The following is a 23,658-nucleotide window of genomic DNA, read 5'->3' as shown; positions in this document are numbered from 1 at the left end:
AAAATATATCAACGATTTTTTCATTATATCGACGATTCGACAAGACATATCGACTTACCGACACATAACGACAAAATAAGAGCCCCTAATCATATAGAGGGCTCTTATTTTATCCAGCTACAGCGGATTCCGCTTTTATTTCACCCAACCGAGCAGCATTTCCCGCACGAATTTGCTTGCTGCGACTGGTGTTTGATCACTATGGTCGTAGACAGGAGCTACTTCTACTAAGTCTGCTCCAACTACATTTATATTTGAATTTGCAATTGCTACGATGGAATCTAATAATTCTTTAGATGTGATGCCACCAGCTTCTAACGTTCCTGTTCCTGGAGCGTGAGCTGGGTCTAATACATCAATGTCGATTGTGACATAGACTGGGCGTCCTGCAAGTTTCGGTAATACTTCTTTTAACGGTTCTAATACGTCAAATTTATATAAGTTCATACCTACTTCTTTCGCCCATTCAAATTCTTCCTTCATTCCAGAACGAATTCCGAAAGAATATACGTTTTCCGGACCAATTAAATCACACACTTTACGAATTGGTGTAGAGTGGGATAAAGGCTCCCCTTCATACGATTCACGTAAATCAGTATGAGCATCCATATGGATGATTGCTAAATCCGGATATTTTTTTGCCATTGCCTTAAAAATTGGCCAAGACACTAAGTGCTCACCGCCGAGACCTAGTGGAAACTTATCGGCATCTAAAAGTTTTGATACATATTCTTCAATCATGTCTAAGCTGCGTTGTGCATTTCCGAATGGTAATGGGATATCACCCGCATCAAAATATTTTACCTCTTCTAGTTCACGATCTAAATACGGACTATATTCTTCAAGACCGATTGATACTTCACGAATACGTGCAGGGCCAAAACGAGATCCCGGACGGTAACTTACTGTCCAATCCATAGGCATCCCATAAATAACTACCTTCGACTCTTCAAAACTTGGATGACTTTTAATAAATACTTTACCTGAATAAGCTTCATCAAAACGCATATTCTTTTCCTCCTTATGTGGAACTTAAGGTATCCCAACCTTTCATTATTTCTCAAATTTGGAGCGAGTTGCTCCTCTTTCTCGATTTACCGGGTCTTCTGTTTCATAAAAAGAAGACAATTTTCTTTACAGAAGTGTAAATAGCTAGCATGTTCAAGTCTTCTGGACAAACACCTTAAATGAGCTACTTACACTTTATTTGTTCCGTGCGATTCTCTTACTTAATTAAATCGCCAACAAATTTCGGTAATGCGAATGCTGCATTGTGTAATTCTTTTGTGTAGTATTTCGTTTCGATTTCGTGGAAACGCTCTTCACTTACTTCTAATGGATCATGTTTTTTAGATCCGATTGTGAACGTCCAAAGACCACTTGGGTAAGTTGGAATGTTCGCTGTGTATAAACGAGTAATTGGGAAAATCTCTTTTACGTCTTTAAACACAGTTGTAATTAGTTCTGGTGTGAACCAAGGGTTGTCCGTTTGTGCAACGAAAATACCATCTTCTTTTAACGCTTTTGAAATTCCAGCGTAGAAGCCTTTTGTAAATAAGTTTACTGCTGGTCCTACTGGCTCAGTAGAATCTACCATAATTACGTCATATTCATTTTCGCTTTCTGCGATATGTAGGAAACCGTCTCCTACTTTTACTTCTACACGCTCATTATCTAACGCGCCTGCAATTGATGGTAAGTACTGTTTAGAGTACTCAATTACTTTTCCATCGATTTCAACAAGAGTTGCTTTCTTTACGCTTGGGTGTTTTAACACTTCACGAATAACACCGCCATCGCCGCCACCTACAACTAATACGTTTTCAGGGTTTGGATGTGTAAATAAAGGTACGTGCGCTACCATTTCATGATAAACGAACTCATCTTTTTCTGTTGTCATAACCATGCCATCTAAAATAAGCATGTTTCCGAACTCTTCCGTTTCAACCATATCAAGTTTTTGGAATTCTGTTTGCTCCGTATGTAATGTGCGGTTAATACGCGCCGTAATCCCAAAATGTTTTGTTTGTTTTTCAGTGAACCATAGTTCCATCGTACAATCACGCCTTTCAATGCAAATTTATAATAGGGACATCATTAATGTCCCCTAACAAAAATAAAACAAAACATCCAAAAAGTATAGTTAAAAGTACAAAAATACCGAAAATATATTTTAGTCAGAGGGTTCTAACATATACAGATAAAGAAAACCCTTTCTTAAGAAAGGGCTTTTCTCTCTACTTCTACCGTTTTTCGAATCGGAATTAAAATCATTACACAACCAACTAATACAACAATCCCACCTACTAAAAATGGACTTTGCGGTGAAACAGTGTGGCCGATAATCCCTGATAAAATGGGGGCAATTGCGCCTCCTAACCAACGAACGAAGTTATAAACACCAGATGTAACAGATCTTTCATAAGGTGAAATATCCATTACATAACTTGTAAATAATGCATTATTTAATCCTGATGCTAATCCTGATAGAACAATTAATACAATTTGTAACCACATAATTTTCACGAAGAATAGTGCAATTAAGAACAGCGCAAATACGAGTAAACTGCCTTTCAACAATGTTTTCGGCTCATATTTCCCTTCTAGCTTATGTGCTAAAATTGCAGAACCGTAAGCTAACGCGAGTCCCCATCCACAAAATACAAATCCTAATTGAATAGCAGATAAATGCATAATAAGTGGTGAATATGCTAACACAACGAAAAATCCGTAGTAGTATAACATTCCTGAAATGGCGCCTTGCATAAACGGTTTATACTTCACCAGGTTAAGTAATTCTCCTACGCCTGCCGCTTTACGCTTCACTTTTCGCTCTGGTTCTTTCACAAAGAAGAAAACTAAAATAAATGCTAAGAAAATTAAAATACTCGTCGCAAAAAATGGGTAACGCCAAGAATGTCCACCTAATATCCCGCCTAATAATGGTCCACCTGCCATTCCTAAACCGATAGCTGCTTCATATAATCCTACTGCTTCATGAACTTCTTTACTTAATGCAATCAATAAAGTCATCGCCGTTGCGAAGAACATCGCATTCCCTAATCCCCATCCAGCGCGGAAAAGAGATAACTGAGCAATCGTTTGCGATATACCGCATATAAACGCAAATACAGTCACGATCGCAAGACCGATTGTCATCATTCGTTTATCACCAAATCTCGATGCAAATATTCCAGCTGGTAACATCATAATTGCCATCGTCAAAATATATGCTGTAAATAACATCTCTACTTGCCAATGCGATGCACCAATCTTTTCAGCAATAATCGGCAAAATTGGGTCGACTACCCCTATACCTGAAAAGGCAAGGAAAGTAGCCAACACTGTAATCAATCTCCCTAGTTTTTGTTTGCTCTCCATTTTGATTACTCTCCTTTTGTATTCTCTAAAAATGTCACTGCACGATGTAAGCTGTCTTCAAGTTCTCCCTTTACACGCTGCATTTGCTCCATCTTCTCGTCTAGCGTTTGCACTTGTTTTTCAAGCATCTCTTTAATTTCTTGAATCACTTCACGATCACGGGGATTCTCACTATTTCTTCTTTGCTCCATTCTTTCTTTTAACGATAAGAAATGCTGCATTTCTTGAAGCGTAATCCCTAACACTTCTTTCGCTTCCACAATTCTTTTAATTCTAGCGATATCTTCGTCTGTATACAGGCGAATGTTCCCCTCACTACGTTCTGGGGGATGAATTAAACCAATTTCCTCATAATAACGAAGTGTACGTTTTGTTAAACCAACTTGCTTTGTGACTTCATCAATCTTATACATGTTTATTCCTCCCTTCACTCGATTATTACATTTTACGTTAACGTTAACTTTTGTGCAACTGTTAGACTTTTGTAAATGTTTGTCATATTAAATTGTATTTTTTCAAAAGCAGTTTCATAATGAAAGAAAAGAAACGATAAGGAGAATTTCACATGAGTAAACCACTTATTTTCGCTCATCGCGGCGTAAAAGGAACACATCCAGAAAATACGATGATTGCCTTCCAAGAAGCTGAACGCATTGGCGCCCACGGAATTGAACTTGATGTCCACCTATCAAAAGATGGTGAACTTGTCGTGATTCACGATGAAACAGTCGATCGTACAACGAATGATGTAGGTCTTGTTTCTGAAAAAACGGTAGAAGAGTTACAAGCTTTAGATGCCGGCAGCCATAAAGATCCTTCTTTCCATGAAGCAAAAATCCCAACGTTACGAGAAGTATTTATTTGGTTATCTACAACAAGCTTACAACTCAATATTGAATTAAAAACAGACGTTATTCACTATCCAAACATTGAAGAAAAAGTTGTTGCTCTCGTTCGAGAATATCATCTTTCTAATCAAATTGTATTCTCTTCATTTAATCACGACTCTGTTTCATTATTAGCAGAAATAGCTCCTGAAATCCCAAGAGCAATTTTATATGATACACCACTTGCTGATCCTATCGCCGAAGCAAAAAATAGAGATGCAACTGGTTTACACCCAAACTTTCAACTACTAACAAAGGAATTTGTTCAACTCGCGCAAAAACAAGGGTATGTTTTCCGCCCTTATACAATTAACGAATACAAAGATTTACAAACTATGATTGATTATGGCGTGGATGTCATTATTACCGATTGGCCAGCACGTGCATTTGAGCTCCTTTCTTAATTGAAGGAGCTCTTTATTTTCGAAATTTCATTGTTTAAAATAATCGAAAACCCTCAATACTAATACAATAATGTTTGTATGAATGAGGGGCTGAAAAAGATGGATCAAACTATGAATCCGAAACTTAAAAAATATAAACGTCTTTTCTTCACCGTAATGTTTTCTTCTGTTCTTTTTTTCGTTTTTTCCTTTTTTGTTATTATTATAGTTGCAAAAATTATGGGACCTCCTCCTGTCGCTGTCCCGCAAACAAGTGTCTTTTATGCTAATGATGACACTGTTATAGGACAAAGTAATGAGATGCAAAAACGATACAATGTATCTCTCAATGAAATTTCTCCTTATGTAAAAAAGGCAACACTTTCTATCGAAGATCAAAGATTCTACAAACATCATGGCTTTGATATGAAGCGTATCGCTGGTGCCGTTGTTGCTGATTTAAAAGCGATGGCAAAAGTCCAAGGCGCTAGTACGATTACACAACAGTATGCCCGTAACCTATACTTAGATCATGATAAAACGTGGAAACGTAAACTATTAGAAGCAATGTACACAATCCGTCTTGAAGTGAATTATAATAAAAATCATATTTTAGAAGGATATTTAAATACAATTTATTACGGGCATGGTGCTTATGGAATCGAAGCTGCGTCCCGCCTATATTTTGATAAAACAGCAAAAGAATTAACATTAGCGGAAGCTAGTATGCTCGCGGGTATACCAAAAGGACCTAGTGTTTACTCTCCCTTTTTAAAAAAAGATCGTGCGAAAGAACGACAATCTCTTATATTAGATGAAATGGTAGAACAAGGCTATATTACAAAGAAACAAGCAGCTTCAGCAAAGAAAGAATCACTAACTTTCGCTTCATTAGATACGAAAAAAGTCGCAGAGGTCGCGCCTTATTTCCAAGATGCTGTACAAGCTTCTCTTCTTCGTGATATCGGATTAGATGAGCAAGCCTTACAAAAAGGCGGCTTGCGTATTTATACAACGCTAGACCCGAAATTACAATCGGTTGCAGAGCAAGCTATAAAAGACCACATACCTGACACGACAAACATACAAACTGCGCTCGTCTCTATGAATCCAAAAACAGGGGAAGTAGCTGCCCTTGTTGGTGGAACTGATTATAATACAAGTCAATTTAACAGGGCTACACAGGCCGCTCGCCAGCCTGGATCTACATTTAAGCCATTTCTATATTATGCGGCATTAGAACGAGGATTCACCCCTGCTACGCGCTTAAAAAGTGAATACACTGTGTTCACTTTAGGTGACGGTGTTTCAAAGTATAAACCGAAAAACTATAAAGACTATTATGCAGACGATTTTGTAACAATGGCGCAAGCTCTTGCGGTCTCTGATAACGTATATGCCGTGAAGACCAATTTATTTTTAGGCGAAGACATTCTTACAAAAACGGCGAAGCAATTCGGCATTAAAAGTGCATTAAAAGATGTCCCTTCCCTCGCGCTCGGTACATCTCCTGTAAAACCAATTGAAATGGTTAACGCTTATAGCATGTTCGCAAACGGGGGAAAAGAAGTAAAACCTATTTTCATTCGCCGCATTATGGATCATGAAGGAAATATTTTATACGATGCTCATTTGGAGAGTAAACAAGTTCTTGATAAGAGCAAAGCATTTGTGATGGAAGAAATGATGACAGGCATGTTTAATAAAAAACTAAGCAGTTATGCTGCTGTAACTGGTCAATCAATGTTATCTAAACTATCAAGAACATATGCTGGAAAATCTGGCTCTACTGAAACAGATAGTTGGATGATTGGGTTTACCCCGCAACTCGTAACTGGCGTATGGGTTGGATATGATCAACCTAAATCAATTTCAAACGTAGCAGAACAAGGCTATGCGAAAAGAATATGGACCGATACGATGGAGAAAGGCTTAGATGGACAACCTAAAAAAGAGTTTAAACAACCAAGTGACGTCGTTGCAGTCGATATTAACCCTGAAAACGGGAAAATTGCTACAAAAAATTGCCCAATTTCAGTGAAGATGTATTTTGCAAAAGGTACAGAACCAACTGAATATTGTATGGATCACGTTGATGATAAAGAGGAATTTGAAAAGACAACTGAAGAAAAGAAAAAAACAAGTTGGTGGAAAAAATATCTTCCTTGGTAGAATATCCGGCTATTTCACTGAACGTGGAATAGCCTCCTAGTCGAATCGTTGATATATTTTCATACAACAAGCCAAAATAAAAAGGATGTCTCACTAGTCGATTGTTGACTAGTGAGACATCCTTTTCTTTTATTCACTTAATAAAGCACGGCGCAATTCTTCGCTAGATTCGTTCCAAATCGCTTCATTATGTTCTTTTAAGAATGTACCAAGTACTTTTTTAGATGATTCGTCCATATGGTCAACCATAATGTGACGCTTCAATGATTTATCCATTTTGTTTACGTGCTCTGGAAGTGACTTATATCCGCGGCGAATTTCACGGTCAACTGTCATTTCACAAGCTGTTACACCTGCATAATACGCACCTGTTGCTGTTCTTTCAATCGTTACCCACACAAGCCAGTATGGTTTTCCGTTTGGAACTTCATCTTTATTTGTTAAAAACTTAATACCTTTTTCTACTGTACTACGTGCATGCATCGCACCAATATCAACAAATGCTGTTTTCTCTAGTACATCGACAAATACGGGTGAAATGTTTTCTAGGCTTAATGCCCCAACGCCAAAACCACCATGTCCATCCGTTGAATCATTTTTCACGATATTAAAACCGATTTTTTTCTTTTTCTCTGTCATATGTAAAGTCCTCCTCACTTAATGATTATAAAAGGCCAAAGATAGGCGCAATAATACTGTTTAAAAATGCAAATACATATGGAATGACAACACTAAAAATAGGTTGGATTGTGTAATTGCTAAGCGGTGTAATAACTAGAATTAACAAAGCAATTGCCCCGTATTTTTCATACTGTGTCATTTTCGCACGAATATTTGTTGGTGCTAAATCCTCCACTACGCGATATCCATCAAGTGGCGGGATTGGTAATAAGTTAAATACAAGTAAAACGATATTCAGCATAATAAAAATCTGGAAAAATTGAGCTAACGTATCTGCTACTGCAGATGGAATTGAGTATAATACACCAAATTTTAATAAGCTATACCAAATAATTAAACCGATTGCGCTTAAAATTAAGTTACTAATCGGTCCTGCAATTGAAACTAATATACCTGCAAGACGAGGTCTTTTAAAGTTATATGGGTTAACAGGAACTGGTCTCGCCCAACCAAAACCAAGAATTAATACAGCAATCATCCCGATAGGATCTAAATGTGCCATCGGCGATAAAGTTAAGCGCCCTTGTCTCTTTGCTGTATCGTCTCCAAATTTATATGCTACATATGCATGCGCAAATTCATGCACTGATAATGCGATAATAATGGCCATTGCTACCAAAGGAATTTGGTGCAACGGGTATCTAAATAACTGATCCATGCTTCATCTCCTCTTCCATATGTCAAAAAAAGAAATTATTTGTTTTTTCGATTGTTCTTCCCCATAATCCGCTATAATAAGATTGTAACTTACATAAAAGGAGCGATTATATATGCCATACGTAACAGTGAAAATGTTAGAAGGACGCACAGAGGAACAAAAGAAAGCTCTTGCTGAGAAAGTAACAGCAGCAGTAAGCGAAACAACTGGTGCTCCTGAAGAAAACATCGTTGTTTTCATCGAAGAAATGTCTAAAAACCATTATGCAGTCGGCGGAAAACGCTTAAGCGACAAATAATTTCAAGTTTTTTCATAAGAAGCAGCCATTAGCTGCTTCTTATTTTTTTCCTTCTAGTAACTCGATGATTCTCTCTTTATATTTTCCTTTTCTTCCATCTTCATAGATTAAATCATGCGGATAGAATAGCTTTTGATCCCTTCTCTTCTTACCAGTAATCGCCTCAACAATATCCGATTCACGTGAAAGCTCTCTAAGCTCTCCATTTGGCATAAGAAGTAAGATTGGCAGACGTTCTTCTTCTTCACCAGCACGATAAAAGTCATACGGTAAGTCTGATGTTGAATCAACTACTAAATAGTATTCTGGATCAAGTCCAATCTTTTTAAATAAACTACTTAATTCCATCCAATTATCTAAACCGTGCTTATCTGTAAACTCTACATATTTAAATAGGTTTCGATTCATAAAACGACGGCATAGATCGCTTAAAATTGGATCTTCTTCGTCCTGCCATACTTGGAAGTAATAATACATAACGTTCTCGTCTAACTTTAAATAATCCTCTACTGTCACTTCTTCTTCAAATAAAGAATAGAAATGAACAGGATGATTTTTAAATGTATAATACTTCTCATGCAATGATTTTGCACGGTGTAAAATCTTCGTTAAAATAACTTCAGCACTGCGCGTTACCGGATGGAAATATACTTGCCAATACATTTGATAACGACTCATAATATAATGCTCAACAGCATGCATACCACTATTTTTAATAACTACTTGATTCCCGTACGGACGCATAACACGCAGTATACGTTCCATATCAAAGTTCCCATATTTTACGCCAGTAAAGTACGCATCCCTTAATAAATAGTCCATGCGATCTGCATCAATTTGACTAGAAATCATGCTAATCGCTAATTTATTAGTAGATGTTTTCGCAATTACATCGGCTACCTTTTGTGGGAAATCTTTATCCACACGACTTAATACGCGATTAATTTCCGTATCTCCAACGATAATCTTTTGCGTAAATTTCTCATGGTCTAATGAAAATACTTTTTCAAACGAATGAGAAAATGGACCGTGACCGACATCATGAAGTAATGCCGCACATAAACATAACAATCTATCTTCAGCATTCCAATTCGGTCTGCCATCAAACACATCATCAATCATACGACGAATAATTTCATATACACCTAACGAATGAGTAAAGCGACTATGCTCTGCACCGTGAAATGTAAAAAATGTTGTTCCAAGCTGCTTAATACGGCGCAAGCGTTGAAATTCTTTCGTTCCGATTAAATCCCAAATAACACGATCGCGCACGTGCACATATTTATGTACCGGGTCTTTAAACACTTTTGTTTCGCTGAGTTTGTCGTTTAAATATACCACTTTCCGACATCCCCCTTTCTTTACTGCATTCTTACTATATATTATAAACGAAATAGGAAACAGAAAGAAATGAAAGACTATATTAATTGCCCTTATATAAAGAAAAAAACCACTTTTACCGGAGTAAAAGTGATTTTTTTTACACATTATTTCCCTAAAACGAACTCAGCAACTTCATCTAAAATCATTTCTTTACCTAGCGGGAAGTAACCTTTGTTTAAGTCTTCGTTTTTAATTGTAAATACGTGGTTATTTTTAACAGCGTTCATATTTTTCCAAATTGATTCTTCTTGGAATTCTTTTAGACGCTGAGAACCGTCACCAGTCGTAAATACGAATAAGTAATCTGGGTTGTAATCAATTAAAGCTTCTTTTTGTACTTGTACTAACGCTTTATCAGTTGGTGTACCTTTAACCGCTGGTAATTTTAAATCTTTAAAGATTACGCTACCGTAACCGTAGTCACCATATACGCGGAAAGCGTTTGGATATGCAGCCATTTTCATGAATTTAGCATCGCCAGTTTTCGCAACGATTTTATCATGTAATTTGCTTGCTTTTTCATCATACTGTTTGAACCATTCTTTTGTTTCTTTCTCTTTACCGAAGATTTGGCCTACTTCTTCGAATTTTGGACGCCATTGGTCTAATGGAGTTTTTAACATAACTGTTGGTGCAATTTTAGATAATTGATCATAAATCTTTTCTTGACGATCGTTTACAAGAATTAAGTCTGGTTTTGCAGCAGCTACTGCTTCGATATTAATTTTATCGCCCCAAGCAGAGCCAACCGGTTTAACGTCTTTTAATTTATTTGCAATATGTGCATCAATTTTTTCTTGAGATGTATTAGCAGTAATAATTGGTTTCATACCAAAGATTAACAATTCCTCTGTTGAACCACTAAGGTCAGCAATTTTCTTTGGATTTGCAGGAATTTTAATTTCCCCTTTTGCATGTTGTACAGTGCGCTCTTCAGTCTTCGCATCTTTCGCATCTGCTTTTTTCTCTTCTTTGTTAGAACAAGCTGCAAATAGTACAGAAGTAACGACTAGTACCATTGCTAATAACGCCATTTTAAAATTCTTCATGTTTCCACTCCTTCTAGCTGTATTTCTCTTATAAGTTACAGTGAACTATAAGAAACAAGGTTAACAATTAATCAATATATATATATTGATTAATTGTTGTTTATGCCCCCGTTCTAACGGGTGTTCAACTTCCTATTTACTAATAAGAAGCTCAACATCCATTAGAAGCCCCCCTCTTTACGAGGGGGATTCTACTTATGCTTTTTTACGCAATTGATTACTAATCATCGCTAAATCATATGTTAAACAAATTGGTTTACAGTTTACTGGACATGGAACGATTTGAGCTTCAATCTCAAATACACTGCGAAGTGTTTCACTCGTCATCACTTCGTCTGGCGTTCCTTGTTTCATTAACTTACCAGCTTTTAATGCAATCATATGATCTGAGAAACGAGAAGCATGGTTTAAGTCATGGATAACCATAACAATCGTTCTACCTTCTTCTTCGTTTAACTTTTTCAATAAGTTTAATACTTCTAATTGATGAGCCATATCTAAGTACGTTGTCGGTTCATCTAATACAAGTAATTCTGTCCCTTGTGCAAGAGCCATCGCAATCCATACGCGTTGGCGTTGCCCACCTGATAACGCCTCTGCTGGACGATTTGCGAATTCTGTCATTCCCGTCACTTCAAGTGCCCAATGAATGTAGCGATAATCCTCTTCTTTCAACGTTCCAAATCCTTTTTGATGAGGAAAGCGCCCATATGAAACGAGTTCAAATACAGTAAGGCCAGTTGGCACTTCTGCAGTCTGTGGTAAAATTGCCATTTTCTTTGCGATTTCTTTCGTTGGTTGTTTCTCGATTGCTTTTCCGTCAAGATAAACAGTACCTTTTTTCGCCTTTAAAATACGAGAAGCCGTTTTTAATAATGTGGACTTCCCACAACCATTTGGTCCAATAATTGTTGTAATTTTCCCTTCCGGAATTTCAACTGTTAATCCATCAATAATTAACCCTTCATTATAGCCAACAGATACCGCATCAACCGCTAAAGTTGCCATACAAAAAGCCTCCCTTTATTTTGTCCTCATAAGTAAGTATATAAAATACGGTGCACCAATTACAGAAATAACAAGACCGACCGGTATTTCTGAAGTTGTTAACACACTTCTTGAAATTACGTCTGCGAATAAAAGTAAAAACGTCCCTATTAGTGCAGCCGTAGGCAGCATAATTTGATGTTTACCACCAACAAGGCGCCTCGCTAAATGCGGAGCCATTAAACCGATAAAACCAATTCCTCCGGCAACAGCAACAGATGCACCAGCTAAACAAACTGCAATAAATAATAATTTACGTCTTTCTTTTTCTACATTTACACCAAGGCCAACTGCTGTGGAGTCGCCTAGGTTCATTACGTTTAATATGTGAGCCTTACTAATAGCAAGTGGCAAGAAAATAACCATCCATGGAAGTACACTTAGTACAAACTTCCAATCTGTGCCCCATAGACTTCCTGCTAACCAAATCGTAGCAAAACGGAAATCGTTAGATGTCATCTTCATAGAAAAAATTAAACTAACAGCACCAAACCCGGCTGCAACAGCGATACCGACAAGTATTAATCTCGTTGATGAAACGCCGTCTTTCCATGCTAATAAATAAATAATAACAGCTGCTAATATCGCTCCAACTAGTGCGAAGAACGGAAGAATGAATACAGATAAAAATGTACCAGTTCCTACTTTCCCGAAGAAAAAGTAGACAAAGATAACAACTGTTAATCCCGCTCCAGCGTTAATACCGATAATACCTGGATCAGCAAGTGGATTTCGTGATAACCCTTGCAAAATCGCACCTGACATCGCTAAAGCAGATCCAACTAGTATAGCAATGACCATACGTGGCATACGGAATTCAAATAAAATAACAGACTGATCTTCAGCCCCCAGTCCAACCAATGACTTTAATACGTCCATTGGGGGTATTTTAAATGTCCCTGTATTTAAACTCACTAAAAATACAGTAACGATTAATCCTACTAAAATTGTTAAAACCGAAACGTTCTTTTTTGTTAAGACACTTGTCCTCACATTTTTCCTCTCCCTTCGTTACGTGCTAAGTAGAGGAAGAATGGAACCCCAATTAGTGCTGTAATTGCTCCAATTGGCGTTTCAAACGGCGGATTAATAACGCGAGATAACATATCTGCACATTCAATTAAAAGCCCGCCTAAGACCGCAGAACATGGAATAACCCATCTATAGTCTGAGCCTACAAGGAAACGAGTCATATGTGGGATGACAAGACCAACAAATCCAAACGATCCTGCCATAGAAACTGCCGAACCTGTTAACACAAGAACAAGTACTGTCCCGATAAATTTAATTAATGTCGTATTTTGACCAAGTCCAATCGCAATTTCTTCACCGAAACTTAAAATTGTAATATACCTCGACATCATAATTGCAATGAAGAGACAAACTAGACCAATCGGTACTAACATATTAATACTTTCCCATTTCACGCCAGCAACTCCGCCTGCATTCCACATACTCACCTCTTGGGCAAGATTGAAATATAGCGCAATTCCAGATGAAATGGCCCCTAATAAAGCACTAATTGCTGCACCTGCTAAAGCTAATTTCACAGGTGTTAATCCACCTGGTGAAGAAGATCCAATTCCATATACAATGCTCGCTCCAAACGCAGCACCAATAAAAGATGCGATAACGAACATTAAATAAGGTGAATTAGGGAAGAATGCATACATAATTGCAATTCCAAATACAGCCCCATCTGTAATCCCCATTAACGATGGTGATGCAAGTGGATTTCGCGTCATACCTTGCATAATTGCTCCTGATACCGCTAAAAAGGCACCTGCAACTACGCCCCCTATTGCTCTAGGCATGCGAAGTTCTTGAATTACGTTATGATGCGTAATAGAACCGTCAAACTGAAATACAGCTTGCCATACAGTCTTTAAACTAATATCTGCAGCACCAAACGAAATAGACAATGCCATGCTTAAAGCTAACAAAATTGTACCTGCTACTAAAATAATAGAAGCAATGAGCGGCCTGCTCTTAATCTCTTTAACATTCACATCTTGCTGTTCTATACTCCTTGCGCTCGCTTCCATCCCTCAACCATCCTAACCAACAACATATGTTTAATTTAATGAAATGAAATTTATTCTCAAATAGCAATAAAAAAATTAAATGAATGGCCCTTTTCTGATAATGATTCTCAGAATCAGACACCTTATATTCTACCTATCGCTTCAAAAGACTGTCAACCATTATTTTGAAATACAAATTCATATAGGTCGAGACCTTAATAAATAGATAATGCCTATCTGTCATGAACTATTATCATCACCAGTTAAGCTTTCTCAGAATAGATTCTTCCTCTTATGGGCATAAAAAAAGAAGAGTAATCTGTTCACTCTTCTTTTCCTTACTTATTTAACTTCGCTTCAATTTTTACAATTAATTCATCTTCTGTTGGCGCTGCAACTGGACGATTATTTACAAATGCGAATGATTTTTTACGGCCAGGGCCACAGTAAGACTGACATCCAACTTCAATCGTTGCACATGAATCTACTTTTTTTAGCTTTGGAATCAACGTTTTAACGTTCGTTGCCTGACAATCATCACACACACGAAATTCGTTTCCCATTATATAACACTTCCTCTATTTTAAACTTTTCTCAAGTACATTTAAAAATAAACACTAAATGGTATTTTACCGCTCTTTGAAGCTCGTTGCAAGTTTCCTTTCGACGCTCTTTCCTCATATAATGCTACATATTTATATGTTTTCCTACAGCAGCTTCCATCATTCTTGGCAAAATTTATCCCGCTTTAATGGGCAGTAAGATCCCCACCTCAAAATTCAGTGAAAGCAAAGAAGTTAGGTGGGGGATGAAGAACCTCCCCACTGATTAAAGTTTCACTTTATACCTCTCATCGAAATCTACCATATTTTTAAAAGCTTTGTATAAAAGCTCATTTTTTTGCCCATTATAAAAATAGGAAGTTCATAAAAAGAAAGGGAGTTGAATCTATGAAAGTAAGACAAGATGCTTGGACAGATGAGGATGATTTATTACTTGCTGAAACTGTACTTCGTCACGTTCGAGAAGGAAGTACCCAATTAAATGCATTTGAAGAAGTAGGAGACAGATTAAATCGTACATCGGCTGCCTGTGGTTTCCGTTGGAATGCTGTTGTTCGCTATAGCTATGAACAAGCTCTTCAACTAGCAAAAAAACATCGCAAAGATAAAATGCGTGCTGCAAGTGGTGAACAAGCGAAAAAACGTTTACTTTATACACCACCAGCTTCAGATTCGATAACTAATTATGAAGAGTTCGTACAAGAGGAATCAATTGTACAATATAAAGAAGCTACTCCATATCAAGAAACTACCGTTCCTGCTACAAAGGGCTCTATGACAATGCAAGATGTTATTTATTTTTTACAAACAGTCGGATCTTCAAATATAAAAGTGACAGCTCTTGAAAACGAGAATACGAGATTGAAACAAGAAATTAAATCACAAATCCTTCGAAATGAAGAACTAGAAAAGAAATTGGAAAAATTAGAAAAACAATCTCATACTGTACAAGAAGATTACGAAACACTCATGAATATTATGAACCGTGCTCGTAAGTTGGCAGTCATGGATGAAGAAGAACGTTCTCAAACATCTTTCCGAATGGACCGAAACGGTAATTTAGAAAAAATTGCAGAATAAAAAGGGTGCATATAATGCATCCTTTTTATTATTTCACCTTTAAACTTTCCCTTTATATGTGAGGAAACTCCATTCTTCATTTTTTGCTATAATAGAGATTGTCATTTTAAAGATAAGGGGTTAGTTATATGAGCAATTCCCGTTCCATTTTATCTCAGCCAGAGTGGCGTATTGTAGATCAGTCTAGTTTGGGACCAACATTCCATGCATTGCAGTCATTCGCAATGGACGACACATTATGCACAAGTATAGGAAATAGCCAATCAGCTACAACAATGCGCTCTTGGGTTCATCACAATACAATTGTTCTTGGCATTCAAGATTCACGCCTACCACACTTGGAACAAGGTATTTCCTTTTTAAAAGAAAACAACTTCAATGTTATCGTTCGTAATTCTGGCGGGCTTGCAGTCGTACTTGATGAAGGTGTGTTAAACGTATCACTTTTATTCCAAGAGACGGAAAAAGGTATCGATATTGATCTTGGATACGATACAATGTGGCATTTAATTCAGGAAATGTTAAAAGATTACGATGTTACAATTGAGGCAAAAGAAATCGTTGGTTCTTACTGTCCTGGTAGCTACGATTTAAGTATTCGCGATCAAAAATTTGCTGGTATTTCACAGCGCCGTATTCGCGGTGGTGTCGCTGTCCAAATTTATCTCTGTGCTACAGGAAGTGGCTCTGAACGTGCCACACTCGTTCGTGATTTCTACAACCTAGCCATTCAAGGAGAAGAAACACGCTTTACGTACCCTGAAATTGTACCGAGTACGATGGCTTCACTTTCAGAATTACTTGGCGAAACCATTACAGTACAAGATTTAATGATGCGCCTTTTAAAAACACTGCAACAATTCGCTCCAAAGTTAACACCATCTCAATTAACAATAGATGAAATACCTTTATATGAGACGAATTTACAACGTATTATTGATCGTAACAATAAAGCACTTGGCTTAGAAAAATAAAGACCGTCGCTATTTTAGCGACGGTCTTTATTTCAATTCGTTATAGAATTAAAGTGCTTGAGCTGCTGTAATTAAAGCTAACTTGTACACTTCTTCTTCGTTACATCCACGAGATAGGTCGTTTACAGGCATGTTTAAACCTTGTAAGATTGGTCCTACTGCTTCGAAGTTACCTAAACGTTGAGCGATTTTGTAGCCGATATTACCAGCTTCTAAGCTTGGGAATACGAATACGTTAGCATCACCTTTAATTGTAGAACCTGGAGCTTTTTTCTCAGCTACAGATGGTACAAATGCAGCATCGAATTGGAATTCTCCATCTAAAGTTAATTCTGGAGCCATTTCTTTTGCAATGCGAGTTGCTTCTACAACTTTTTCTGTTTCTGGAGATTTCGCAGAACCTTTTGTAGAGAAGCTTAACATAGCAACGCGTGGATCAATGCCGAATAGTTCAGCAGTTTTCGCACTTTCGATACCAATTTCAGCTAAATCTTGGCTATTTGGTGCAATGTTAATTGCGCAATCAGCGAATACATATTTCTCTTCTTCACGTACCATGATGAATACGCCAGAAGTTTTTGTAACGCCTGGTTTTGTTTTAATGATTTGAAGTGCTGGACGAACTGTATCAGCTGTAGAGTGAGCTGCACCACTTACTAAACCGTGTGCTTTGCCCATGTATACAAGCATTGTACCGAAGTAGTTTTCGTCTTTAAGGATTTTGCGAGCGTCTTCTTCAGTTGCTTTACCTTTACGGCGTTCAACGAAAGATGCTACCATTGCATCCATTTCTTCGTATGTAGCTGGATCGTAAATATCAACGCCTGCTAATGTTAAATTCATGCTAGCAGCTTTTGCGCTAATTTCTTCTTTATTACCAACTAAGATTGGTTTTACTAACTCTTCTTTTGCTAAACGCTCTGCAGCGCCTAAAATTCTTTCATCAGTTCCTTCAGGAAGTACGATAGAAATGCCTTTTCCTTGAACTTTTTCTTTTACTGTTGTAAATAAGTTGCTCACGAATAAACCCTCCTACATATGTTAAAAAAACTCTATCTTTAAGAATACTTCTTTTCCTCTATATTTTAAACTTATAGCTCCCAAAAAATAGATAAAATAAAAATGATTATATTTTCATAAAATTCAGCCGTTAAATTCACCTTGCTTAAACACTTAAATGTGACAATTTTATGCGCCAAGGTTTTATATAGATGATTTTAAAACTATATATGCTATAGTTAACGTGTAAAACTATCATTAACTGAGGTGAATAGAATGAGTGAAGCAACAACAACGTTAGATGGCTGGTATTGTTTACATGATTTACGTTCTATTGATTGGGCTGCATGGAAAACATTATCTAGCGACGAACGCGGACAAGCTGTGTCTGAATTTTTAAATGTCGTTGAAAAATGGAACGACGTAGCTGCTACAAAAAAGGGCAGTCACGCAATGTATACAGTTGTTGGCCAAAAAGCTGATATTATGCTTATGATTTTACGTCCAACAATGGAAGAGTTAAATGAAATTGAGACAGAATTGAATAAAACAACTTTAGCTGAATATATGGTTCCTGCATACTCTTACGTATCTGTTGTTGAACTAAGCAACTACCTTCCAGCTGATGAAGATCCATACCAAAATCCACAAATCTTAGCTCGCTTATATCCTGAGTTACCGAAAGCAAATCATATTTGCTTCTATCCAATGGACAAGCGTCGCCAAGGTGATGACAACTGGTACATGCTTCCGATGGAGGAACGTAAGAAAATGATGTACAGTCATAGTAAAATTGGTCGCCAGTACGCAGGTAAAGTACGCCAAGTTATTTCAGGATCTGTTGGATTCGACGATTTTGAGTGGGGCGTAACATTATTCGCTGACGATGTTCTTCAATTTAAAAAGCTTATATATGAAATGCGCTTCGATGAAGTAAGTGCTCGTTATGGTGAATTCGGAACATTTTTCGTTGGAAACATTTTACCAGACGAAAAAGTAGAGAAATTTTTACACATATAAATCGTGAAAAAGGAACGAAATTCGTTCCTTTTTTTATTCCTCTCTATATTTCTCCTCAAAAAAGTTCTTTTTTCCGCAAATTTGAACAAAAATCGACAAATTCCTTTTAAATACCTTACAAAATTGTAACCTTTCTATATCCAAATTTATGCTAAAATGGTACGAGCTATATGCTAATAACGATGCGAAGGTGATAATGTATATGAAGAAAATCTTGTCTATTTTACTAGTGTTTTTATTGTCAATTTCTTCCTTAGGAGTAACAACATCCCATGCAGAAGAAAAAATACACATTGAGGCAGCTGCTGCACTTCTATTTGATGCAGATACAGGAAAAATACTGCATGAACAAAATCCAGATGAATTACTAGCTATCGCTAGTATGTCAAAATTAATTGTTGTTTATGCTGTGTTAGAAGCAATTAAAGAAGGAAAAATCACTTGGGATACAAAGGTAAACATTTCCGATTACGCTTATGAAGTTTCACGTAATAATGAATTCTCTAACGTGCCGTTCGAAAAAGGACGTCAATATACTGTAAGAGAACTATATCATTCTATCGTTATCTTCTCTGCAAACGGATCTAGTATTGCCTTAGCAGAACTTCTTGCAGGAAGTGAGAAAAACTTCTTAAATCTTGCAAATGAACATGCAAAAAAACTAGGGTTAAAGAAATATAAATTTGTAAACGCTACTGGTTTAAATAACGCTGACTTAAAAGGAAAACATCCTGAGGGTACTGATCCAAATGCAGAAAACTCTATGTCAGCTCGCGATATGGGTATACTTTCAAAAGCAATGATTACAAAGTATCCAGAAATGCTAGAGGATACAAAACAAAGATTTAGAAACTTCCCAGATAATCATCCGAAACCAATTCGTATGGAAAACTGGAACTGGATGTTACCAGGAGCTGCTTTCGCTTATGAAGGTACTGATGGTTTAAAAACTGGAAGTTCTGATACAGCTGGATACGGATTTACTATTACTGCTAAACGTGGTGATGTACGTCTTATTTCAGTTATTATTAAAACAAAATCAATGGACGAGCGCTTCACAGAATCTCGTGAGTTAATCGAATACGGGTTTAATAACTTCGAAAAACAAAAACTAAAGGTCGATAAAAACAATACACTCTCTGTAGTACAAGGGAAAGAAGATCAAGTAACTGTTGCACCGGAAAAAGAAATAACCGTAATTGCAAAAAAAGGTAGCAAAGACCCTTATAAAGTTGGAACTGAAGCAGATAAATCACTTGCTGAAGATGGTCATTTAGTTGCTCCTATTAAGAAGGGTGCCAAAGTAGGCTCCATTACGTTAGAATCAACTGATAAATATGGTTTCTTAGACGGTAGTAAAAGTATGAAAGTTACTGCAAAAACGACAGAAGAAGTTGAAAAAGCAAATTGGTTTGTGTTAACAATGCGCTCTATCGGTGATTTCTTCTCAAACTTATGGTCTAAAGTTTTTTAATAAAAAAGCTGGCTCACGCTAGCTTTTTTTATTTTCTACTCCCAATGTAAAACTTCGTTTGGTTGTCATATCTGACTCTTTTTCCTCATACGTATGAACTAGTAATTGTTACACACTTCATCTAGAGATAAACCTCTTTCCAAAAGGTATTCCAAAAAGAGAGGTGACACATAATGGGCGTTATCGCGCATAACGAAGAAGATGTTAAATTATTAGCTAGATTGATGCGTGCTGAAGCTGAAGGAGAAGGGCAACAAGGAATGTTAATGGTTGGAAATGTTGGAGTAAATCGTGTCCGCGGGAATTGTTTAGACTTTAAAAATATTCGTAATTTACGTCAAATGGTTTATCAAAACCCTGGCGGTTTCGAAGCAACGCAAAAAGGATATTTTTATCAGCGTGCGCGTGAACAAGATATTGCTCTGGCAAGACGGACCATTCAAGGGCAGCGCTTTTGGCCTGCCAACTTTGCCTTATGGTTTTTTAGACCTGAAGGTGCATGTCCACCAACTTGGTATAACCAGCAAAACTCTGGTCGCTTCAAAAAGCACTGCTTCTTCCAGCCAAATGCTGGGGATTGCCCTAGCATATATTAAGTAATGAAAAATGAGGAGGGATTTTTGAATGGCACAGCAACAAAACCCGTATTACGGAACAGGTTTCTATCAACCATCTGGAACTTACGTACAACCGCAACAAATGACTCCACAGCAACAGCAACAACAGCAAGCAATGCAACAACAAGCTGCGCAAGCTCAATATGCTGTTTCTCAAGGTATGTTACCTCTAGAACAGTCATATATTGAAAATATTCTTCGCTTGAACAAGGGCAAGCAAGCCACAGTTGTAATGACTTATGAGCGTGGCAGTTCACTCGGTACACAATCCTATACAGGTATTATCGAAGCAGCTGGTCGTGATCATATTGTAATTAGTGAGCCAGAGTCAGGGAAACGTTATTTACTACTAATGATTTACTTAGATTATGTAGAATTCCCAGAAAGAATTACGTATTTGCCTGGTCAACAAGCAACTTATGCTCCAAGACCATAAAAAAAGCTGGCATATGCCAGCTTTTGTTTTTTATAATCCTTTTACAACTGCAGTTCCGACTAAGATCCATGCCACAATAAACGCTACACCACCAAGAGGTGTAATTGGACCAAAGAACTTAATACCCGTCGTACTTAATGCATACAAACTACCTGAAAACATAACAATCCCGGCTACCATAAGCCAGCCAGCAGTAGTTAAAAGTGATGATTGAATTTTATCCATCAATAAAGCAACTACAAATAGTCCACCTGCATGAAACATTTGATATGTAACACCTGTTTTCCAAACCTCTAACATTTTTGCAGAAACTTTATTTTCTAAACCGTGTGCTCCAAAAGCCCCTAACGCAACAGATAGCCCCGCTGCAATACAACCTAGTAAAAAGAAAATTTTCATCTTAATTCCCCTTTTTTACTTTTATCATAAGCAATTTTTTCATATAAGCCAAACGATTTATCCTCTAAAAATCAAATAAAGAATTACCGTTTGCATCACTTTCTTTTATATACACTGGCTCATCAGAAACCGGTGCAATTGGTTGCATCGTGATTGGTTGTGATCCAATTATTTGTGATTGAATTTGTGGCTCTCTATACGTAGAAGATTCAACTTGCTCATCTAATAATAAATCACATAAAGCACGCACAACTAATACATGTTCTTTTGATTTTTGTCCTTCACTACTTTTTGCCTTTGCAATTTCATTCGCCATTTTATTTAAAATTTTATCACTCGATATTTGCATTCCTCGTCACCTCTTACTTTGTAGTTCTTTCTCAAATTGTCCCAGCTTCTCTACTGAACCAAATACTATTATCATATCATGTTCTTGCAGTTTTTCCTGCCCCGTTGGATTATGTATAACATTCCCATTTCTCAAAATCGCTAAAATTGTTACATCAAATTGATTTCTCACATCACTCTCTAGTAATGATTTATTAGCTAAAATAGAGCCCTCGCCGACTGCAATTTCTTCAATTACAAATGACTGCTCCACACCATACAGTACTGTATCAATATAATGAACTGTTAACGGATTCGCAATACCTTGGTCATACATATAACTGCTATCCATAATTGCTTACGTGCATTCATATCATGTTTCAACTCTTTTCTCTATCTACAATCTTTGCCAGTGGAAATGAAATACATATATACTAGATACGGAATCTATGAAAGAGGTTGATATAATGAAAACATTTCTTTCCGCCTTACAATGGGCACTATTTATTTTAGCTGGGAGTCTTATTGTACCAATTAGCGTCGCAACTAGTTATGGTCTTGATGGCGCTGAAGCTATTGCATTCGTACAAAGAACATTATTTGTTCTTGGCTTTGCCGGTCTACTGCAAGCTATATTTGGACATAAACTTCCTATTCAAGAAGGTCCTGCTGGCCTTTGGTGGGGAATTTTCTCCCTTTACGCAAGTTTAGGTGTCGTATTATTTGGATCAAACAATGAGACACTTAAAGTTCTTCAATATGCTTTCTTATTAAGCGGTATCATTTGTATTATTCTTAGCGTTTTTGGACTTATTGATAAACTCGTTCGCTATTTTACACCGACAGTCATTGGAACGTACTTATTTCTTCTTGTTGCACAACTTAGTGGTTCCTTCTTAAAAGGAATGTTCGGTCTTGATGGAAAGCATACAGAAGTACAACCTAACGTATTTATTCTTTCACTCATTGTTATTTTACTATCCTTTTTCATCATGAAGCTACCTATTATCGGACAATATTCTGTTCTTTTCAGTATCGTTTGCGGCTGGATATTATTCGCATGCTTCGGATTATCTAATCGAATAACACCAGTGACAGACATAATCCGTTTTCCATCCTTATTTGTTTTCGGAATGCCTCGTGTTGAATGGAACATGGTAATTACGGTCATTTTCGTTACACTCTTACTTCTAACAAATATGTTAGCAAGTATTCGTGTTGTACAAAAGGTTGTCTCTAAATATGAAGAAAATGCTGCATCAGATCGTTTTAAACAGGCCGGTATTATAACGGGAATCAATCAATTACTAGGTGGCCTGTTTTCGGCTATCGGACCTGTCGCTATTTCTGGATCAGCAGGTTTTATTGCAACGACTAATATTTATAAACGCCTCCCATTTATATTAGGGTCAAGCTTTATTATTGTCGTTAGTATATTCCCAAAGATCACTTCATTCTTTGCGGCAATCCCAGTTGCAGTTGGTTATGCTGCCATTTATCCTGTATTTGCAAGCATGATCGGTCTCGCCTTTCGGGAATACGAAACGGTACAGGATAAAGAACGATTATTTAAAGTAGCGGGTCTTTCAATCTTCACAGGAATTGGGGTTATGTTCGTTCCAGCAGGAGCATATTCCACGCTTCCACCATTTCTAGCTTCATTCCTAAGTAATGGTCTCGTTCTTGGGGCTGTAATGGCAATCTTACTAGAAATACTATTTTCTCGTTCGACAGCAAAACAAGTATCGTAAATTGGAAAACTTCCATTATTGCACTCTACCTTTAGAGTTGTTACGATAAAAT

25 protein-coding genes and 1 pseudogene are annotated in these 23,658 nt (G+C 37.1%); 10 read left to right on the top strand and 16 right to left on the bottom strand.

Features of this window, described 5'->3' with window-relative positions; translation table 11 throughout:
* Positions 1 to 135: 135 nt before the first annotated feature.
* The 4 genes from speB to MR083_RS15595 form a co-directional block, all read right to left on the bottom strand.
* Positions 136 to 1,008, bottom strand: a complete 873-nt coding sequence (speB, locus tag MR083_RS15610; protein ID WP_001209831.1) for an agmatinase — start codon at positions 1,006 to 1,008, stop codon at positions 136 to 138.
* A gap of 217 nt (positions 1,009 to 1,225) precedes the next feature.
* Entirely contained in the window at positions 1,226 to 2,053 is an 828-nt protein-coding gene (speE, locus tag MR083_RS15605; RefSeq protein WP_000424696.1) for a polyamine aminopropyltransferase, read from the bottom strand.
* 164 nt (positions 2,054 to 2,217) lie between these two features.
* Positions 2,218 to 3,381, bottom strand: a complete 1,164-nt coding sequence (locus tag MR083_RS15600) for an MFS transporter (RefSeq protein WP_000444221.1) — start codon at positions 3,379 to 3,381, stop codon at positions 2,218 to 2,220.
* A gap of 5 nt (positions 3,382 to 3,386) precedes the next feature.
* Positions 3,387 to 3,794, bottom strand: a complete 408-nt coding sequence (locus tag MR083_RS15595; protein ID WP_000276568.1) for a MerR family transcriptional regulator — start codon at positions 3,792 to 3,794, stop codon at positions 3,387 to 3,389.
* A gap of 152 nt (positions 3,795 to 3,946) precedes the next feature.
* Between MR083_RS15595 and MR083_RS15590 the strand changes: the two genes are divergently transcribed.
* Both MR083_RS15590 and MR083_RS15585 read left to right on the top strand, forming a co-directional pair.
* Complete coding sequence (locus MR083_RS15590) at positions 3,947 to 4,672, top strand: glycerophosphodiester phosphodiesterase (RefSeq protein ID WP_113711787.1); 726 nt, start codon at positions 3,947 to 3,949, stop codon at positions 4,670 to 4,672.
* Positions 4,673 to 4,771: 99 nt separating this feature from the next.
* Entirely contained in the window at positions 4,772 to 6,823 is a 2,052-nt protein-coding gene (locus tag MR083_RS15585; protein WP_242269557.1) for a transglycosylase domain-containing protein, read from the top strand.
* Between the two features lie 129 nt (positions 6,824 to 6,952).
* Here MR083_RS15585 and MR083_RS15580 read toward each other — a convergent pair whose 3' ends face one another.
* Entirely contained in the window at positions 6,953 to 7,462 is a 510-nt protein-coding gene (locus tag MR083_RS15580) for a YwhD family protein (protein WP_000136687.1), read from the bottom strand.
* A 25-nt stretch (positions 7,463 to 7,487) separates the two neighbouring features.
* Positions 7,488 to 8,162, bottom strand: coding sequence for a site-2 protease family protein (locus MR083_RS15575; protein ID WP_242269556.1), 675 nt, complete (start codon positions 8,160 to 8,162; stop codon positions 7,488 to 7,490).
* Positions 8,163 to 8,274: 112 nt separating this feature from the next.
* Here MR083_RS15575 and MR083_RS15570 point away from each other — a divergent pair, with 112 nt between their 5' ends.
* The gene (locus MR083_RS15570; RefSeq protein ID WP_001147171.1) at positions 8,275 to 8,460 is read left to right on the top strand and encodes a 2-hydroxymuconate tautomerase; all 186 of its coding nucleotides are present in this window, start codon (positions 8,275 to 8,277) and stop codon (positions 8,458 to 8,460) included.
* Between the two features lie 39 nt (positions 8,461 to 8,499).
* Here the strand turns inward: MR083_RS15570 and MR083_RS15565 are convergent, their stop codons facing one another.
* The 6 genes from MR083_RS15565 to MR083_RS15540 form a co-directional block, all read right to left on the bottom strand.
* A complete protein-coding gene (locus MR083_RS15565) occupies positions 8,500 to 9,804 on the bottom strand; it encodes an HD domain-containing protein (RefSeq protein ID WP_000262739.1) in 1,305 nt (434 codons plus the stop codon).
* Between the two features lie 146 nt (positions 9,805 to 9,950).
* Positions 9,951 to 10,895 carry an ABC transporter substrate-binding protein gene (locus MR083_RS15560; protein ID WP_000787735.1) on the bottom strand — a complete coding sequence of 315 codons (945 nt, stop codon included), beginning with the start codon at positions 10,893 to 10,895 and terminating at the stop codon, positions 9,951 to 9,953.
* A gap of 195 nt (positions 10,896 to 11,090) precedes the next feature.
* Entirely contained in the window at positions 11,091 to 11,903 is an 813-nt protein-coding gene (locus MR083_RS15555; protein WP_000212064.1) for an ABC transporter ATP-binding protein, read from the bottom strand.
* Positions 11,904 to 11,918: 15 nt separating this feature from the next.
* Complete coding sequence (locus MR083_RS15550) at positions 11,919 to 12,935, bottom strand: FecCD family ABC transporter permease (RefSeq protein WP_001260777.1); 1,017 nt, start codon at positions 12,933 to 12,935, stop codon at positions 11,919 to 11,921.
* Positions 12,932 to 13,987 carry a FecCD family ABC transporter permease gene (locus MR083_RS15545; RefSeq protein WP_242269555.1) on the bottom strand — a complete coding sequence of 352 codons (1,056 nt, stop codon included), beginning with the start codon at positions 13,985 to 13,987 and terminating at the stop codon, positions 12,932 to 12,934. Before MR083_RS15545 ends, MR083_RS15550 begins: the two co-directional genes overlap by 4 nt.
* Positions 13,988 to 14,304: 317 nt before the next feature.
* The gene (locus MR083_RS15540) at positions 14,305 to 14,529 is read right to left on the bottom strand and encodes a YuzB family protein (protein WP_000526077.1); all 225 of its coding nucleotides are present in this window, start codon (positions 14,527 to 14,529) and stop codon (positions 14,305 to 14,307) included.
* A 387-nt stretch (positions 14,530 to 14,916) separates the two neighbouring features.
* Here MR083_RS15540 and MR083_RS15535 point away from each other — a divergent pair, with 387 nt between their 5' ends.
* Together MR083_RS15535 and lipL are read left to right on the top strand one after the other, a co-directional pair.
* The gene (locus tag MR083_RS15535; protein WP_000868373.1) at positions 14,917 to 15,609 is read left to right on the top strand and encodes an RsfA family transcriptional regulator; all 693 of its coding nucleotides are present in this window, start codon (positions 14,917 to 14,919) and stop codon (positions 15,607 to 15,609) included.
* A gap of 128 nt (positions 15,610 to 15,737) precedes the next feature.
* Positions 15,738 to 16,583, top strand: coding sequence for an octanoyl-[GcvH]:protein N-octanoyltransferase (lipL, locus tag MR083_RS15530; protein WP_000071961.1), 846 nt, complete (start codon positions 15,738 to 15,740; stop codon positions 16,581 to 16,583).
* Between the two features lie 48 nt (positions 16,584 to 16,631).
* Here lipL and pta read toward each other — a convergent pair whose 3' ends face one another.
* The gene (gene pta, locus MR083_RS15525) at positions 16,632 to 17,603 is read right to left on the bottom strand and encodes a phosphate acetyltransferase (RefSeq protein WP_000067215.1); all 972 of its coding nucleotides are present in this window, start codon (positions 17,601 to 17,603) and stop codon (positions 16,632 to 16,634) included.
* A 255-nt stretch (positions 17,604 to 17,858) separates the two neighbouring features.
* Here pta and hemQ point away from each other — a divergent pair, with 255 nt between their 5' ends.
* From hemQ to gerQ, 4 genes are all read left to right on the top strand, one after another.
* Positions 17,859 to 18,602: a hydrogen peroxide-dependent heme synthase gene (gene hemQ, locus MR083_RS15520; RefSeq protein WP_001287588.1), complete on the top strand. Its 744-nt coding sequence runs from the start codon at positions 17,859 to 17,861 to the stop codon at positions 18,600 to 18,602.
* Between the two features lie 196 nt (positions 18,603 to 18,798).
* The gene (locus MR083_RS15515) at positions 18,799 to 20,076 is read left to right on the top strand and encodes a serine hydrolase (RefSeq protein ID WP_172656216.1); all 1,278 of its coding nucleotides are present in this window, start codon (positions 18,799 to 18,801) and stop codon (positions 20,074 to 20,076) included.
* 173 nt (positions 20,077 to 20,249) lie between these two features.
* Positions 20,250 to 20,672: a cell wall hydrolase CwlJ gene (gene cwlJ / locus MR083_RS15510; RefSeq protein WP_000538151.1), complete on the top strand. Its 423-nt coding sequence runs from the start codon at positions 20,250 to 20,252 to the stop codon at positions 20,670 to 20,672.
* A gap of 28 nt (positions 20,673 to 20,700) precedes the next feature.
* A complete protein-coding gene (gerQ, locus tag MR083_RS15505; RefSeq protein ID WP_000068646.1) occupies positions 20,701 to 21,129 on the top strand; it encodes a spore coat protein GerQ in 429 nt (142 codons plus the stop codon).
* A gap of 30 nt (positions 21,130 to 21,159) precedes the next feature.
* Here gerQ and MR083_RS15500 read toward each other — a convergent pair whose 3' ends face one another.
* The 3 genes and pseudogenes from MR083_RS15500 to MR083_RS15490 all read right to left on the bottom strand — a co-directional run.
* Complete coding sequence (locus tag MR083_RS15500; protein ID WP_000688323.1) at positions 21,160 to 21,528, bottom strand: DUF423 domain-containing protein; 369 nt, start codon at positions 21,526 to 21,528, stop codon at positions 21,160 to 21,162.
* Positions 21,529 to 21,592: 64 nt separating this feature from the next.
* Positions 21,593 to 21,877 (bottom strand): YwdI family protein, encoded by a 285-nt coding sequence (locus tag MR083_RS15495; protein ID WP_001167353.1) that lies wholly within the window; start codon positions 21,875 to 21,877, stop codon positions 21,593 to 21,595.
* A 6-nt stretch (positions 21,878 to 21,883) separates the two neighbouring features.
* Positions 21,884 to 22,183: pseudogene (locus tag MR083_RS15490) on the bottom strand (cation:proton antiporter regulatory subunit); the annotation flags it as partial.
* Positions 22,184 to 22,322: 139 nt separating this feature from the next.
* Between MR083_RS15490 and MR083_RS15485 the strand changes: the two are divergent.
* Entirely contained in the window at positions 22,323 to 23,606 is a 1,284-nt protein-coding gene (locus tag MR083_RS15485) for a purine/pyrimidine permease (RefSeq protein ID WP_242269554.1), read from the top strand.
* Positions 23,607 to 23,658: the final 52 nt, after the last annotated feature.

Origin of the sequence: Bacillus cereus group sp. BfR-BA-01408 (genome assembly GCF_022663305.1) — a bacterium.
GTDB lineage: Bacteria > Bacillota > Bacilli > Bacillales > Bacillaceae_G > Bacillus_A > Bacillus_A pacificus.
The sequence above is the reverse complement of the archived record's forward strand: the minus strand, read 5'-3'. Positions and strand labels throughout refer to the sequence as shown.

Excerpts from the sequence above, each read along its gene's own strand:
- speB (WP_001209831.1), bottom strand. The coding sequence starts at position 1,008 with ATGCGTTTTGATGAAGCTTATTCAGGTAAAGTATTTATTAAAAGTCAT.
- speE (WP_000424696.1), bottom strand. The coding sequence starts at position 2,053 with ATGGAACTATGGTTCACTGAAAAACAAACAAAACATTTTGGGATTACG.
- MR083_RS15600 (WP_000444221.1), bottom strand. The coding sequence starts at position 3,381 with ATGGAGAGCAAACAAAAACTAGGGAGATTGATTACAGTGTTGGCTACT.
- MR083_RS15595 (WP_000276568.1), bottom strand. The coding sequence starts at position 3,794 with ATGTATAAGATTGATGAAGTCACAAAGCAAGTTGGTTTAACAAAACGT.
- MR083_RS15590 (WP_113711787.1), top strand. The coding sequence starts at position 3,947 with ATGAGTAAACCACTTATTTTCGCTCATCGCGGCGTAAAAGGAACACAT.
- MR083_RS15585 (WP_242269557.1), top strand. The coding sequence starts at position 4,772 with ATGGATCAAACTATGAATCCGAAACTTAAAAAATATAAACGTCTTTTC.
- MR083_RS15580 (WP_000136687.1), bottom strand. The coding sequence starts at position 7,462 with ATGACAGAGAAAAAGAAAAAAATCGGTTTTAATATCGTGAAAAATGAT.
- MR083_RS15575 (WP_242269556.1), bottom strand. The coding sequence starts at position 8,162 with ATGGATCAGTTATTTAGATACCCGTTGCACCAAATTCCTTTGGTAGCA.
- MR083_RS15570 (WP_001147171.1), top strand. The coding sequence starts at position 8,275 with ATGCCATACGTAACAGTGAAAATGTTAGAAGGACGCACAGAGGAACAA.
- MR083_RS15560 (WP_000787735.1), bottom strand. The coding sequence starts at position 10,895 with ATGAAGAATTTTAAAATGGCGTTATTAGCAATGGTACTAGTCGTTACT.
- MR083_RS15555 (WP_000212064.1), bottom strand. The coding sequence starts at position 11,903 with ATGGCAACTTTAGCGGTTGATGCGGTATCTGTTGGCTATAATGAAGGG.
- MR083_RS15545 (WP_242269555.1), bottom strand. The coding sequence starts at position 13,987 with ATGGAAGCGAGCGCAAGGAGTATAGAACAGCAAGATGTGAATGTTAAA.
- MR083_RS15540 (WP_000526077.1), bottom strand. The coding sequence starts at position 14,529 with ATGGGAAACGAATTTCGTGTGTGTGATGATTGTCAGGCAACGAACGTT.
- MR083_RS15535 (WP_000868373.1), top strand. The coding sequence starts at position 14,917 with ATGAAAGTAAGACAAGATGCTTGGACAGATGAGGATGATTTATTACTT.
- lipL (WP_000071961.1), top strand. The coding sequence starts at position 15,738 with ATGAGCAATTCCCGTTCCATTTTATCTCAGCCAGAGTGGCGTATTGTA.
- hemQ (WP_001287588.1), top strand. The coding sequence starts at position 17,859 with ATGAGTGAAGCAACAACAACGTTAGATGGCTGGTATTGTTTACATGAT.
- MR083_RS15515 (WP_172656216.1), top strand. The coding sequence starts at position 18,799 with ATGTATATGAAGAAAATCTTGTCTATTTTACTAGTGTTTTTATTGTCA.
- cwlJ (WP_000538151.1), top strand. The coding sequence starts at position 20,250 with ATGGGCGTTATCGCGCATAACGAAGAAGATGTTAAATTATTAGCTAGA.
- gerQ (WP_000068646.1), top strand. The coding sequence starts at position 20,701 with ATGGCACAGCAACAAAACCCGTATTACGGAACAGGTTTCTATCAACCA.
- MR083_RS15500 (WP_000688323.1), bottom strand. The coding sequence starts at position 21,528 with ATGAAAATTTTCTTTTTACTAGGTTGTATTGCAGCGGGGCTATCTGTT.
- MR083_RS15495 (WP_001167353.1), bottom strand. The coding sequence starts at position 21,877 with ATGCAAATATCGAGTGATAAAATTTTAAATAAAATGGCGAATGAAATT.
- MR083_RS15485 (WP_242269554.1), top strand. The coding sequence starts at position 22,323 with ATGAAAACATTTCTTTCCGCCTTACAATGGGCACTATTTATTTTAGCT.